We start from the raw sequence: 14,513 nt of genomic DNA on the forward strand, positions 1-14,513 counted from the left end.
TCTGCAGTAGATCTCCAACCAGACTGGTTGTTGTAGATCATGAACTTAGCTGATTTTTCAAATTCTCCAATTTCAATTTTGCCCCCACTTATAGCTCTGGGTTTGGCAATTTTAACTCGCCGAGTATTACTTTCTCTTGGTGTAGGTATCGTGTTAGGCGCTATTCTGCTGTCTAGTTTTTCCGTATCAGGAACCGCTTCTTATGTGTTTAGTTCTGTTAAAGGTGTTTTCATCGATGGCGGTTCAATTAACTCATGGAATATGAGCATTGTTGCTTTCCTTATATTATTAGGAATGACAACAGCTTTATTAACTCTTTCAGGTGGCACACGTGCTTTTGCTGAATGGGCACAGACAAGAATTAAAAGTAAACGCGGCGCAAAGCTACTTGCTGCTTTTTTAGGCGTGTTTATTTTTGTTGATGATTACTTTAATAGCTTAGCCGTTGGTTCAATATCCCGCCCTGTTACTGACCGTTTTTATGTATCACGTGCTAAGTTAGCTTATATTCTAGATTCAACAGCTGCTCCAATGTGTGTATTAATGCCAGCATCAAGTTGGGGTGCGTACATTATTACTATTATTGGTGGCATTTTAGTTTCACATGGTGTGACTGAATATTCTGCTCTAGGTGCTTATGTCCGTTTAATTCCAATGAACTTTTACGCTGTATTTGCACTATTAATGGTATTCGCTGTTGTTTGGTTCCAACTTGATGTTGGCCCAATGCGTCACCACGAAAATGAAGCTGCTCGTGGTAATGGTTTTGATGATCAAGCGGTTAATTCTGAATCGAAAGATTTAAATGAAGAATTAAATATTGTTGAGAGTGAAACGGGTAAAGTTTCTGATTTAATTTTCCCAATTATTACGTTAATTGTCGCAACGATCTCTTTCATGGTTTATACCGGCGGCGAAGCGTTAGCAGCAGATGGTAAAGCGTTTAATATATTAGGCGCATTTGAAAATACCGATGTTGGTGCTTCACTTTGTTATGGTGGTTTAATTGGTCTAGCATCTGCGCTAATTACTGTATTCCGTCAAGGTCTGTCAGTTAAAGATATAGGCATGACAATGTGGATCGGTGCGAAATCAATGTTTGGTGCTATTTTAATTCTGTTCTTTGCTTGGACTATTGGTTCAGTTATCGGTGATATGAAAACTGGTACATACTTGTCTAGTTTGGCGCAAGGTAGTATTGGTATTCACTGGATCCCTGTAATCTTATTCTTATTGTCAGGAATTATGGCATTCAGTACTGGTACATCATGGGGTACTTTCGGCATTATGTTACCTATCGCTGGTGACATGGCTGGTGCTACCGATATCGCATTAATTCTTCCTATGTTAGGTGCGGTTTTAGCTGGTTCAGTATTTGGTGACCACTGTTCACCTATTTCAGATACTACGATTCTGTCTTCGACAGGTGCTCGTTGTTGTCATATTGATCACGTATCAACTCAACTACCTTATGCATTATCCATTGCTGCGGTTTCAGCAGTTGGCTATATTGTTCTTGGTTTTACAAGTTCAGTATTGGTTGCATTTGCTGGTGCAAGTGTTGCGTTTGTTTTAGCATGTTTTGCTTTAATGATGATGTCGAAAAGACGCTCAGCGACAGCATAACTAGTTAGATTTTAAAATAAACCGGCTTTAAATGGCCGGTTTTTTATTGCTTTTTTGATGTTAAATCGCGATCATAAGTCCCTAAATATTCTTTATGTGGGGTGCATTTTGTCTCGTTTTACTTTACCAATTATTGATAAACACTCTCCATTTCAAAACGAGTTTGAATCGGTAATTCATGATTTAATTACCCATGTTCGCTCTGCTGCACCAAAATCAGTTCATAGCATTTATTTATACGGCAGTGTTGCTAGACGTGAAGCTATTGTTGGTCGTTCGAACCTTGATGTTACCCTGATCACATCAGCACCATTGACTAATAAAGAACAAACGTTGATTAACACTATTAAAATTCGTTTCCAATCTAAATACCCTCAAATTACCGGAGTGACATTTAACATTGGTGAGGCGGCAGATGCGCTTCAATTAGAGTCAATTTTTAGTTGGGGTTTCTGGTTAAGACATTGTTGTGTTTGTATCTATGGTGATGATTTATCAGAACGTTTTGGTGATTTTGAGCCTAGCTGGGAAATTGCGAAAAATATGAACATGGATATTGAAGAGTGGTTAGGTGTTTATATTAAAAAAATATCCACTAGCCAAGATATTATTGTTCAGGTTGAACAACAGAAAACCATCGCCAAAAAGTTATTAAGAAGCTGCTACTCTTTAGTTATGCATCGAGATAAAGGTTGGTACGATCATCCCGTACTCTGCGCTCGTAAGTTTCTAGAATATTACCCAGAAAAACAAACTGAAATAGAACGTGTGGTTTTATTATTAAAAGGGCGTAAAGTTCCAAAGCGTTCTGTTCTTGCTTTACTTAATGAATTTGGAGATTGGGTTGTGGCTGAATTTAATAAAATTGAACGAAGAATAGGTTAATAACTTGAATTCACCTCAACAGGGTTTTTTACTTACACGTCAAACTAGAGAAATTAATAATCAAAGTTTAGTTGATCTCTGGGTTAAGTGTGAAGATCATATTGCACACCTACTTATTGAGAACGAAGATGCAGTTACCTTCATATTAGAGGATAAGCGCTCTCAGTATGAAGCCTGTTTACAGAAAGAAAATATCCCTTTTTATATAAAACCGACGAGATTATCCACATTTAATCATGATTCAGTGCTCGGTTTGTATTTTAAAAATACCTATCAAAAACGATCGGCTACGCAATTTATTGAGCAATTACCTCTACCTATATATGAAAGTGATATCCGCTTAGCTGATCGTTATTTAATGGAACGTTTTATTTGTGGTGGGCTGTCATTTATTGGCGACCCAGTACAAAAAAAAGACCATGTTGAATATCGTAATGTAAAAGTTAAAACAACGGATCGTTCACCTAAATTCAGTATGGTTTCATTAGATGTTGAGTGTTCAGAAAAAGGCATTCTATATTCCATTGCTCTACATAGTGAACTGGATACTCGTATTATTATGGTGGGTGATTCACAAGAAAGCGATCTGTCTATTCAATGGGTCGAAAATGAAAAAGCGTTGCTTCTTGCTTTAGAGTCTTGGTTTTATCAATTTGATCCAGACATTATCATTGGTTGGAATGTGATTAATTTTGATTTTCGATTATTAATTCAGAGAGCAAAATGGCACAAATTGCCCTTTCGTATTGGTCGGGGTAATAGTTCACTTTATTGGCGTGATTCGGATAAAAATCGACAACAAGGTTTCTTATCTTTCCCTGGGCGTGTTGTGTTAGATGGCATTGACGCTCTGAAAACTGCCACCTATCATTTTTCGAGTTGGTCACTTGAATCCGTCGCTCAAGAGTTATTGAAAGAAGGTAAATCGATTAATGATCAAAGCGATAAAATGTCTGAGATCAATCGGATGTATCGAGAAGATAAGCTTTCTTTAGCCAAATATAACCTCCAAGATTGTGTCTTGGTTACTCGTATATTTGAACATACTCATTTGTTAGAGTTTTTGATTGAGCGAACGAAATTAACTGGTGTCGAGCTTGACCGAGTAGGTGGTTCAGTCGCAGCATTTACTAATTTGTATTTACCAAGGCTCCATAGGGCTGGGTATATTGCACCTAATTTAGAAAGTGAGAATTGGATTGCAAGTCCTGGCGGCTATGTAATGAACTCTAAACCAGGTTTATATCAATCTGTTATCGTTCTTGATTTTAAGTCTCTTTATCCCTCAATTATTCGTACGTTTAATATTGATCCTTTAGGTTTGATTGAAGGATTAAAACAAGAAGTAGGAACGGAAGATAATCAAGCCATTGATGGTTTTAGAGGGGGACGATTTCATCGAACTAAACACTTTTTACCTAAATTAATTGAAAACTTATGGTCAGCTCGAGATGAAGCAAAAAGAAATAATGAAAAGGCATTTTCTCAAGCAATAAAAATCATAATGAACTCATTTTATGGTGTGCTAGGGTCGTCAGGTTGTCGTTTTTTTGATCATCGATTGGCCTCTTCAATAACCATGCGTGGGCATGAGATTATGAAAATGACTCGTGAGTTAATTGAAGCAGAAGGTTATGAAGTGATATACGGTGATACTGACTCTACGTTTGTTACTCTTGGACAATCAATGACATCTAAAGAAGCTGACGCTATTGGTTCATCTTTGGTTGAAAAGATAAATCAATGGTGGATTTCTCACTTATCTGAAAAATATGCAATTGATTCAGCATTGGAAATTGAATATGAAACTCATTATCGAACGTTTTTAATGCCTACGATCCGAGGGTCAGAAACTGGGTCTAAAAAGCGTTATGCTGGTTTAGTAAAAAAAGAAGGTAAGGAAGAAATTGTATTTAAAGGATTAGAGACAGTTAGAACGGATTGGACTCCATTATCACAAGAATTTCAGAAAACATTATTCCATAAAGTGTTTCATCAACAAGATGTAAAGGAATACGTTCGACAATACGTCGATGATACTAAGCAAGGTAACTTAGATAAGCAGCTTATTTATAGAAAGCGTTTGAGAAGACAGTTGGATGAATACCAAAAGAACGTTCCTCCTCACGTTAAAGCGGCACGATTAGCGGATTATCGGAATCAACAAATAGGAAAAAGGCCTCAATATCAATACGGTGGATGGATAGAGTATGTTATTACCACTGCGGGCCCAGAACCAATTGAATATATAAATAATCCGATTGATTATGACCATTATGTAGAGAAACAATTGAAACCAATCGCGGATGGAATTCTTCCTTTTATCGGTTTAGATTTTAATGAATTATCTAACTCTCAATTAGGTCTATTTTAAGAATTATTTTTATTGTATATTGAAGAAACCGGATCAAAGTCAATAGCATTTTAATAGCAAAACTTTGCGGCCTAACGCATAATCAATATGCTTTTATCTATTTTTTTAAGGTAAAATAGACAGTTAGTTAAGACCTCTATTATAGAGGTGGCTGTAGATTAAATCGGAGTGTCAGTTGTGATTAAAGTATTCCTTGTAGATGATCATGAGCTGGTTCGCACAGGGATTAGACGTATTCTTGAAGACGTCCGTGGAATTAAAGTAGTAGGGGAAGCTGACAGCGGTGAAGATGCCGTTAAATGGTGTCGAACAGAGCAGGCAGATATTGTTCTTATGGATATGAACATGCCTGGCATTGGTGGCTTAGAAGCAACCAAAAAGATTTTAAGATTTAACCCAGATGTGAAAGTTATAGTTTTGACTATTCATACTGAAAACCCATTTCCGACTAAAGTTATGCAAGCCGGTGCTGCTGGTTATTTAACTAAGGGAGCCGGTCCTGACGAAATGGTTAATGCGATTCGTATGGTACAAAGTGGCCAACGCTACTTATCGCCTGAAATTGCACAACAGATGGCGTTAAGTCAATTCACGCCAGATGCTGAGAATCCATTTAAAGAGCTTTCTGAGCGAGAGTTACAAATAATGATGATGATCACTAAAGGCGAAAAAGTGACGGATATTTCCGAACAACTGAATTTAAGTCCTAAAACAGTGAACAGCTATCGTTATCGCTTATTCAGTAAGTTAAATATAAGTGGAGACGTTGAATTAACTCATCTAGCTATTCGTCATGGTATTTTAGATGCTGAGACGCTGTAGTGCCTTCCTTTGATTCAAAAGCGTTCCTAAAATCTGTAACACATCAGCCTGGCGTTTATCGAATGTATAACGCCGAGGCTGACGTTATTTATGTAGGCAAAGCAAAAGATTTAAAAAAACGATTATCCAGTTATTTTCGTAGTAATGTACCTTCGGAAAAAACTAAGGCGCTAGTTAGTCATATTCATCAAGTTGATGTTACTGTTACTCACTCTGAAACAGAAGCTCTTATTCTTGAACACAATTATATTAAACAATACTTACCTAAATATAATGTGCTTCTTCGAGATGATAAATCGTATCCTTATATTTTCATTTCACAGCATAAGCATCCAAGGATCTCCATCCATCGAGGTGTTAAACGCAAAAAAGGTGAGTACTTTGGCCCTTACCCTGATTCTGGAGCCGTTAGAGAAAGTCTTCATCTCATCCAAAAGTTATTCCCTATTCGTCAATGTGAAGATTCGGTATATGCAAATCGCCATAGACCTTGTTTGATGCACCAAATTGGGCGTTGTCTAGCCCCTTGTGTAAAAGGGATTGTTAGTGATGCAGAATATAAAGAGCAGACTGATTTTATTCGGTTGTTTTTACAAGGTAAGGATAGACAAGTTATCCAAACGCTTGTTGCGCAAATGGAGATTGCCAGCCAATCCTTAAATTTTGAAAAAGCAGCGATCATTCGAGATCAAATTCAAGCCATGAGACGAGTGCAGGAGCAACAATATGTTTCTGATGATAGTGGTGATGATCTTGATGTTCTAGGGTTTGCAATTGAAAATGGCTTGGCGTGTGTTCACTTATTAATGATTCGTCAGGGGAAGATTTTAGGTAGTCGTAGTTTTTTCCCGAAGATCCCAGCTAACACAGATAAAGAGGAAGTCTTTTTAAGCTTTTTGACTCAATATTATTTAAATCATACGCAAGGTCGAACTATTCCTAACCGTGTAGTAACTAGCTTTGAATTTAATAGTGATAGCTTAGAAGCAGCATTAACTGAATTATCTGGACGAAAAGTGAGTTTTCAATTAAATCCAAAAGGAATGAAAGGGCGTTATTTAAAATTAGCTGATACCAATGCATTAACGGCTTTAACCAGCAAATCAAATCATAAACTAACAATGTATCAGCGCTTTAAACAATTAGAAGAAGCGTTAGTATTATCTTCTATTCAGCGCATGGAATGTTTCGATATCAGCCATACAATGGGGGAGAAAACAGTCGCATCGTGTGTTGTTTTTAATCAGGAAGGACCAGTAAAATCAGAGTATCGACGTTATAATATATCAGGTATTACTGGTGGGGATGATTATGCTGCCATGGCGCAAGTTCTTGAACGACGTTATAGTAAACAATTAGATATTGATAAAATCCCTGATGTTATTTTTATTGATGGTGGTAAAGGGCAATTGAATCGAGCTTATGAGGTTATCAGTAAGCACTGGGAAGATTGGCCTAAGCAGCCATTATTACTAGGTATCGCAAAAGGTGTTACTCGTAAACATGGGTTAGAAACACTAGTGAAAATTAGTGGAGAAGAGTTTTCAATGCCAAGTGATTCTCCAGCTTTGCATTTGATACAACATATTCGTGATGAGAGTCACAACCATGCTATTGGTGGACACCGAGCACAGCGTGCTAAAGTAAGAAAAACGAGTACCCTTCAAAATATTGATGGGGTTGGTCCAAAACGAAGACAAGCATTGTTGCAATATTTAGGTGGCCTACAAGAATTAAAAAGTGCAAGTGTCGAAGAAATAGCCAAAGTGCCGGGCATTAGCCATTCTTTGGCAGAAAAAATACATGATGCGTTGAAACACGGGTAAAAAAAGCGCACCATACACTCGCGGACCAAAACTTAAGAATTATTTATGCGATTAACAATACCAAATATACTCACGTTTATCCGACTAGCACTGATCCCTGTGTTTGTTGTTGTGTTCTACTTGCCTTATGAATGGTCAGCTGTAGCTGCTGCAATGGTATTCTGGGTTGCAGGTTTTACTGATTGGTTAGATGGACTTTTAGCTCGTAAACTGGGGCAAACTTCTCGCTTTGGTGCTTTTTTAGACCCAGTTGCTGATAAAGTCATGGTGGCTGCTGCTTTAATTTTAATTACTGAGCATTATCATACAATTTGGATCACCATCCCTGCGATTACCATGATTGCACGTGAAATTATTATTTCTGCATTACGAGAGTGGATGGCTGAAATAGGAAAACGAGCAAGTGTTGCCGTATCTTGGGTTGGGAAAGTAAAAACTGTATCTCAAATGTTTGCGCTTTGGGTTCTTATCTGGCGTTACGATGATTGGATGATCTGGTTAGGTTATGCCGCTCTATATATTGCAACTATTTTGACATATTGGTCGATGGTGCAGTACTTAGCTGCAGCAAAAGATGATCTACTTAATGCAGATGAATAGATATAAATGAATTGAAAAGCGAACTTAGGTTCGCTTTTTTTATATTTGAAATATTATTTTGCATAGTCAGCTGATATTACAGACTTTATCGTTTTGATTTTTTAATCTCAGAATGATAAAAGAGCAGTTATTCAGAAAAAAAACATCTTAAATAAGCCTGTTTTCGTTTGTTTTCTATTCATTTTGATCGCATTTTATTCAAACGAAACAAAAACAGAAAAATAGTGTTGACTCTAAGTGCTGAATCAGTAGAATGCATCCCGTACCCAAGAGGAAGGCGCTGAATTAAGTTGCTGAATGCTTGAGGTAATAAGGCGCCTTGGCAGAGTGGCTATGCAGCGGATTGCAAATCCGTGGACCTCGGTTCGATTCCGGGAGGCGCCTCCATTCTTTATGAATGATTATGCGACACTAGCTCAGCTGGTAGAGCGCAACCTTGCCAAGGTTGAGGTCACGAGTTCGAACCTCGTGTGTCGCTCCAAATTAAAAATTATTGCAATAGCGATAATTACAGATGGTGTTTTACTTTTCAGTAATCGGCATCGCAAGAAATTGCGTGCCCTGGTGGTGGAATTGGTAGACACAAGGGATTTAAAATCCCTCGGCGTTCGCGCTGTGCCGGTTCAAGTCCGGCCCGGGGCACCATCTTTTAAGAAGGCTCATCAGAAATGATGAGCCTTTTTTATTTCAAAAAAAATCATAAACCCACAATAATCCACATCGCTATCTTCATATCCATTTACTATTCGATTTAATTGTTATCTATTTTTGTTTTAAGCTGATTCTAATCGACACTTTACGTGCAACTTATAAAGTTGTTAGTTAGCATCATGTTATCTCAGCCCTAAAGTTATTTTATTGTATAAAAACAATGCAGGTACGTTGTTAGATAAACGATAAAATTACCAATTATTGGTTATCAATTTAAGGGAATAAAATGAGACACCTACAGAAATTCGTATTTACTTTACTAAGTTTATTTTTAGTTGGATGTGGTGGTAGTGATGACGATGGAGGAGGGGGAACTGCTTCTATAACATTAAATGTCAGTCAAATTACAGCGTCTGTATATCAAAATGATACTTATGAAGTAGATGTGACCGTAAATTATCAAGGTGAAGGCGTATTGGTCGGAATGCCGAAGGGAGTAAATGAAGTCCCTATTTGGCTAGGTGTAGATGAGCAGAGTATAAGCTCAAAACAAGCTGTCTTTCGAGTTTATTTACATGGAAACATTGATACAGGAGTTTATAACTCAGTATTACGATTTGTGACAGCGTATAACAACGGTAGCGTAGCATATAAAGATGTTCCTATTGAATTAACAATAAAAGAGCCGCTTGTATTTACAGTTGTTGCTGGAAAGCAAAATGTATCTTTAGAAAGTATGATTTCTGTTTTAGATTCGGGGCCAGTTGAAGGGAATAGTACCTATATCACGTATGATGCATATAGCGATTGGGATTGGTTAGATGTTGAAGTTGTTAATAATCAATACAAAGCTAAAATCATTAAAACAGATCTGAGTGTTGGAGAGCATATTGGATATATTGAGTTTTTAGATCAAAATTATCGCTTTAGAAAAGTGAAGATTGTTTATATCGTAACAGAGCCTGAATTTAATCTTGGCAATGTAAATAAATTAACGATAAATAACGAAACGGTAGCATCTGAACTAGATATGACTATACCTGTTACAGCTACAAGTGAGGGGGTAACATGGAATGTTCTTAGTTCAAGCCCTATGCTCTCTGTTACTCAGAATTCAAATAGTGTCGATATTAGCCTCGAATTGGATCTTTTATCTCAAAATAACGGTATATATCAACAGTGGATTGAGTTTGAATACCAATATGGTGAACTACTGCTACCAAAAACACGTAAAATTGAGTTTGATGTAGAGATAGATTTTACTGATATTCAACAGATCTCCCCGTATGTTTTTTATACATCAAATGAAGTTACCGCAAGGGTATGGGGTAATAATTTGATGTCATTAACAGAGGAGGACTTCAAAGCATTTACTCCAATTATTCAATCAGTCAATTATATTAGTGATAATGAAGTTGAGCTTAATATCAAAGCCAATACAACAGAGCAAGAAATTAACTTTACTATTGAAAATCGCTTGGACTATTTACGAGGAGAAGCAAGAGTTGTTGTTCGCCATGCTCCTGTATTTCCTGTTATGTCCGTTGATTTACCCGAGAAACCAGCATCGAAAGTGATTTATGACTCAGAGAGAGAACGTTTTTATTTTAGGACTTTCTCGAATTGGACCAATTTATTATATGAAATTTCTCATGATAATGAGCAATGGATAGTAGAGCAAATTGTAGGGGAAAGTCCTAAAGGATTAGCGATTATTGATAATGGTACACAGCTATTAACATCCAGTGCTTCATGCTCTATGACGAAAATTGATTTGGATACAAAAGTGACTGTGGATGCACCAAGTGTCACACATTGTGGTTACATGGAGTTTGGTTTTATCGGTCAATATTATACTGGAGAAACCATCGTAGCAGATACAAACCAGTCAGTCAGTGTTTATACTTATCCTGATTGGGAACTAGCGACAGTCAATTATCCAAGTGTTTATTCAGCTAATGCTATATTGAGTAAGAATGGAACGCACTTAATATGGACGGATTCAACAGGTATATCTTCTCCAAGAAATGCTTACATCTATGATGTACGAAGTAATCAGTTTAACCAGCTTAATACCGATGATAGTTATGATTTTTACGTTGATTCATTTTCGGTCAGTGCAAATGGAGAGCGTATGTCATATAAAAATGCTATCTACAATGGCAGCGCAATTCTGATCGGTCATGTAGGCGCCAATGATGACACGTGGGATCGAACATTTGTTTCTATTGATGGTTCGTATGCTGCGCACTATGATTTTAGTGAGAAACAAATACAGATATATAACATACAGTCTAATGAAGGGGCGTTTTTGTCGGTCGGTTTACCGCTTTTAGTTAATGAAGAGGCTGAGTTTGTTAAGGAGATAAAATTCTCAGAAGATAACCGTTATGTCTTTGTTTTTTCATCTAATGTAAGTACAGAAGTTTATAAGATGTATGTATATGAGCGTTAGTTAATAACGATAAGATAATTACCTTGATTAAAGCTCACAATAACAGTGAGCTTTTTTATATAAAAACATATAGCCGTCTAGATGTAAACATTTCCAAACCGAGTGAGTTACTGTATAATGCGCGCCTTTCTTTCCCGTAATCTCATTTTTGCTTCAAGGCGAACATTATGAACCTTTCTGCTAAAACTGTTGTTGTTATTGCTATAGGCGCTGCGCTTTATGGTATTGGTGGTTTACCTATGTTTGGTATTCCAGTATTTGCAAATACAACATTAAAACCCGCTATGGCTGTGCTTGCGCTATTCTCTGTGCTATATGGCCCAATTGTAGGCTTTCTGGTTGGTTTTATCGGTCACTGGGTGACTGACCTATTTGCAGGTTGGGGTGTTTGGCTTACATGGGTATTAGGCTCAGGTATTGTTGGTATGATTATTGGCTTATTTCCGATCATTACCAAGAATCGAATTGAATCGGGTTTATTTGATAAGAAAGACTTCTTAATTTTCGTTGTATTAGCTTTTTTCGGCAATGTGTTTGGTTATGGTACTTCTGCATTTTTAGATACTATTTTATACGCAGAACCATTTACTAAGGTATTTATGCAACTGTGTATTATCGCAGCGGGTAATACGTTCTTAATCGCAATTGTTGGCTATTTTATTTTAAACAATTTAGCAAAGCGTAAAAAACAAAGTACTAATTTAACAGAGGCGCCATAATTAATGAGCGTAACCTTTTCTAATTTCTCTTTTCGATATGCGTCACAGGATAAACCGACGCTGAAAAATATTAATCTAAGGATAGAGCAAGGTGAAAAGATCCTAATTATAGGACCAAGTGGAAGCGGCAAATCAACATTAGGTCAATGTCTAAATGGCTTAATTCCGCATACCATTAAAGGTGAATCACAAGGTCAATTGACGATTAATGATACGAATGTATCTGAATGGAAGATTGAACAGTATACAGAGAACGTAGGTACAGTTTTACAAGATACAGACAGTCAGTTTGTAGGGTTAACTGTGGGTGAAGATATTGCTTTTGCACTTGAAAATCAGATGATTTCAAGAGTAAAAATGTATCCGATAGTTCGTGATACCGCGAAGATGGTTGATTTAGAATCATTATTGAAAAAATCTCCTTACGATCTTAGTGGTGGCCAAAAACAACGAGTATCGCTAGGTGGTATTCTTGTCGATGATGTTGATCTTTTACTGTTTGATGAACCTTTAGCGAGTTTAGACCCTAAAACGGGTAAAGCTACAATAGAGATTATTGACGATCTGCATAAAAATAGTAGTAAGACTGTTGTTATTATTGAGCATCGATTAGAAGATGTTCTGCACAGATCTGTTGACCGTATTATTTTAATGGATCAAGGTGAAATCATTGCCGATATGACGCCTGATGCTTTATTAAAATCTTCACTATTAGAGATGCATGGTATCCGTGAGCCTCTATACATCTCATTATTAAAACGAACAAACGTTGATTTGGGTGCTTTAGAGCCGATTACGCCATTAGGCGAATTAAACCAGTGTCAATTTCATAAAGAAGTGACTAGCTGGTTTAAAGGGAAATCATTTAATGAAGCGATAGTGGATACAACTCAAACGCTATTAACGATTAAGGATCTGACCTATTCTTATGATGGTGAAGTGAATGCACTCGAAAATGTTAGCTTTACTGTCAATAAAGGCGAATTCGTTTCTATTCTTGGTAAAAATGGTTCGGGTAAATCAACAATTACTAAACTGATCATGGGAGTTTTGCAACCAGATCAAGGTAGTATTTTTTTAAACGGAGCTGATTTATCTGAATTGTCCATTTATGAGCGTTCTCAGAAAGTTGGCGTTGTACTACAAAATCCGAATCACATGATCTCACATCATATGATCTATGATGAAGTTGCTTTCGGCTTAGTTAATAGTGGATTATCTGAAAGTGATATTGAGAAAAAAGTACTTAATGCCTTAGAGCTGTGTGGTTTAAGCCGTTTTCGTCATTGGCCAATTGATGCTTTAAGCTATGGTCAGAAAAAACGAGTCACAATCGCCTCAATTTTGGTATTAGAGCCAGAGTTATTAATCCTTGATGAGCCGACCGCTGGACAAGATTATCGTAATTATACGTCCATGCTTGGTTTTATTAATCAGTTAAATAGAGATCTTGGATTAACCGTTATTATTATTTCACACGATATGCATTTGGTTCTTGAACATACAACAAGAGCGATTGTTATTGCTGATAGTCACTGTATTGCTGATGAGCCTGTTACGCAGGTATTTAGTCAACCAGAGTTGCTAAGTAGAGCAAATTTAACAGTAACAAGCTTATTTGAGTTAGCTCAGAAAGTGGATATTGAAAATATTAATGGGTTTATAACGCAGTTTATTACTGAAGAGTGTGAGAGTACGAAAAATGTCCACTAAGAAGCAAAGCTTTGGAATTAACTATGTAGATATTGATACATGGTTACATCGTTTAAATGGCGTAACTAAGTTTCTTCTTTTTATCTCTTGGATAACAGTAGTACTAACAACGTTTGATTTACGAATTATTATTCCATTAATTTTATTTGGTTTGTTTTTATTAAAAGAAACAAAAGTACCATACACTGCTTATAAACCGTTACTTATTGGTACATTATCGGTTTTAAGTATGAATGCTGTTTTTATGTTCTTACTTGCTCCAAATCAAGGGAATGAATTGATAGGCACAACGACAGAATTGTTTCCTATTTTTGGTCATTATGTAGTTACACAAGAGACGCTTTTTTATTTGGTAACGGTAACACTAAAATATTTTAGTATGTTTCCAATTGCATTAGTGTTTGTTTTTACAACGCACCCAACAGAGTTTGCTGCAAGTCTAAATCGAATCGGATTACCTTATAAGATTGCCTATGCCGTGAGTTTAACACTTCGTTATTTACCGGAAGTGAAAAGCGACTTTGTTAATATTATGCATGCACAGCAAGCTCGAGGTGTCGATTTATCAAAAAATGTTTCTGTATTTACTCGAATTAGTAACTTGGCGAAAATCTTAGGTCCATTGATATTCTCAAGCTTAGATCGAGCTGATGAAATATCTAATGCAATGGTATTACGCGGTTTTGGTCGAGGAAAAAGCAGAACTTGGTTTAGCGAAAAAAGTATTACTAAAACAGATAAATTAATAATGCTTAGTTTATTTTTGGTTGTTTCTTTAGCCATTACTAAAAAAATAATGGATACATCGTTGTTTTGGTATCCTTTATCTTAATATTATTAAT

At 36.6% G+C, this 14,513-nt stretch carries 10 protein-coding genes and 3 tRNA genes; all 13 read left to right on the plus strand.

From position 1 onward, the window contains the following. Nucleotides 1-39 precede the first annotated feature (39 nt). The 13 genes from GNP81_RS04830 (at nt 40) to GNP81_RS04890 (ending at nt 14,503) form a co-directional block, all read left to right on the plus strand. The gene (locus tag GNP81_RS04830; protein ID WP_065604914.1) at nt 40-1,626 is read left to right on the plus strand and encodes a Na+/H+ antiporter NhaC family protein; all 1,587 of its coding nucleotides are present in this window, start codon (nt 40-42) and stop codon (nt 1,624-1,626) included. Nucleotides 1,627-1,734: 108 nt separating this feature from the next. Then, a complete protein-coding gene (locus GNP81_RS04835; RefSeq protein ID WP_155674310.1) occupies nt 1,735-2,511 on the plus strand; it encodes a nucleotidyltransferase domain-containing protein in 777 nt (258 codons plus the stop codon). 4 nt (nt 2,512-2,515) lie between these two features. Continuing rightward, entirely contained in the window at nt 2,516-4,885 is a 2,370-nt protein-coding gene (locus GNP81_RS04840; protein ID WP_155674311.1) for a DNA polymerase II, read from the plus strand. A 177-nt stretch (nt 4,886-5,062) separates the two neighbouring features. Next, a complete protein-coding gene (uvrY, locus tag GNP81_RS04845) occupies nt 5,063-5,707 on the plus strand; it encodes a UvrY/SirA/GacA family response regulator transcription factor (protein WP_005419913.1) in 645 nt (214 codons plus the stop codon). Further along, nucleotides 5,707-7,533 carry an excinuclease ABC subunit UvrC gene (gene uvrC / locus GNP81_RS04850; RefSeq protein WP_336495408.1) on the plus strand — a complete coding sequence of 609 codons (1,827 nt, stop codon included), beginning with the start codon at nt 5,707-5,709 and terminating at the stop codon, nt 7,531-7,533. The genes uvrY and uvrC overlap by 1 nt, the downstream gene beginning before the upstream one ends. 45 nt (nt 7,534-7,578) lie before the next feature. Next, entirely contained in the window at nt 7,579-8,133 is a 555-nt protein-coding gene (gene pgsA / locus GNP81_RS04855) for a CDP-diacylglycerol--glycerol-3-phosphate 3-phosphatidyltransferase (RefSeq protein ID WP_005419911.1), read from the plus strand. 313 nt (nt 8,134-8,446) lie between these two features. After that, a tRNA-Cys gene (locus tag GNP81_RS04860) sits at nt 8,447-8,520 on the plus strand. Nucleotides 8,521-8,538: 18 nt separating this feature from the next. Beyond that, a tRNA-Gly gene (locus GNP81_RS04865) sits at nt 8,539-8,614 on the plus strand. Between the two features lie 77 nt (nt 8,615-8,691). Beyond that, a tRNA-Leu gene (locus tag GNP81_RS04870) sits at nt 8,692-8,778 on the plus strand. Between the two features lie 292 nt (nt 8,779-9,070). Next, nucleotides 9,071-11,239 (plus strand): hypothetical protein, encoded by a 2,169-nt coding sequence (locus GNP81_RS04875; protein WP_155674567.1) that lies wholly within the window; start codon nt 9,071-9,073, stop codon nt 11,237-11,239. Nucleotides 11,240-11,406: 167 nt separating this feature from the next. Further along, nucleotides 11,407-11,958 (plus strand): ECF-type riboflavin transporter substrate-binding protein, encoded by a 552-nt coding sequence (locus GNP81_RS04880; protein WP_005419808.1) that lies wholly within the window; start codon nt 11,407-11,409, stop codon nt 11,956-11,958. 3 nt (nt 11,959-11,961) lie between these two features. Next, complete coding sequence (locus GNP81_RS04885; RefSeq protein ID WP_155674566.1) at nt 11,962-13,671, plus strand: ABC transporter ATP-binding protein; 1,710 nt, start codon at nt 11,962-11,964, stop codon at nt 13,669-13,671. Beyond that, nucleotides 13,661-14,503, plus strand: coding sequence for an energy-coupling factor transporter transmembrane component T family protein (locus GNP81_RS04890; protein ID WP_155672187.1), 843 nt, complete (start codon nt 13,661-13,663; stop codon nt 14,501-14,503). The genes GNP81_RS04885 and GNP81_RS04890 overlap by 11 nt, the downstream gene beginning before the upstream one ends. Nucleotides 14,504-14,513: the final 10 nt, after the last annotated feature.

The sequence above is a fragment of the Aliivibrio fischeri genome, from assembly GCF_009727955.1.
In the GTDB taxonomy this organism is placed as follows: domain Bacteria; phylum Pseudomonadota; class Gammaproteobacteria; order Enterobacterales; family Vibrionaceae; genus Aliivibrio; species Aliivibrio fischeri_A.

Excerpts from the sequence above, each read along its gene's own strand:
- GNP81_RS04830 (WP_065604914.1), top strand. The coding sequence starts at position 40 with ATGAACTTAGCTGATTTTTCAAATTCTCCAATTTCAATTTTGCCCCCA.
- pgsA (WP_005419911.1), top strand. The coding sequence starts at position 7,579 with ATGCGATTAACAATACCAAATATACTCACGTTTATCCGACTAGCACTG.
- GNP81_RS04875 (WP_155674567.1), top strand. The coding sequence starts at position 9,071 with ATGAGACACCTACAGAAATTCGTATTTACTTTACTAAGTTTATTTTTA.
- GNP81_RS04880 (WP_005419808.1), top strand. The coding sequence starts at position 11,407 with ATGAACCTTTCTGCTAAAACTGTTGTTGTTATTGCTATAGGCGCTGCG.
- GNP81_RS04885 (WP_155674566.1), top strand. The coding sequence starts at position 11,962 with ATGAGCGTAACCTTTTCTAATTTCTCTTTTCGATATGCGTCACAGGAT.
- GNP81_RS04890 (WP_155672187.1), top strand. The coding sequence starts at position 13,661 with ATGTCCACTAAGAAGCAAAGCTTTGGAATTAACTATGTAGATATTGAT.